The 287-nt window shown below is 47.7% G+C and carries 1 protein-coding gene; it reads right to left on the minus strand.

From position 1 onward, the window contains the following. Window positions 1–287, minus strand: a 287-nt coding sequence (locus tag CJ191_RS09375) for a hypothetical protein (protein WP_445534774.1), incomplete at both ends; no start/stop codon positions are given.

A 287-nucleotide genomic window follows, 5' to 3' on the forward strand; every position in this document is an offset into this window, starting at 1 on the left:
TCAGCATCAGTAAGTGCGTCTGAGTCTGCATCTGAATCAGCATCAGTAAGCGCATCTGAGTCAGCATCAGTAAGTGCGTCTGAGTCTGCATCTGAATCAGCATCAGTAAGCGCATCTGAGTCAGCTTCAACAAGCGCATCTGAATCAGCATCAGTAAGCGCATCTGAGTCTGCATCTGAATCAGCTTCAACAAGCGCATCTGAATCAGCATCAGTAAGCGCATCTGAGTCAGCATCAGTAAGTGCGTCTGAGTCTGCATCTGAATCAGCATCAGTAAGCGCATCTGA

It is taken from the genome of Aerococcus viridans, from assembly GCF_002871935.1.
Taxonomy (GTDB): domain Bacteria; phylum Bacillota; class Bacilli; order Lactobacillales; family Aerococcaceae; genus Aerococcus; species Aerococcus viridans_B.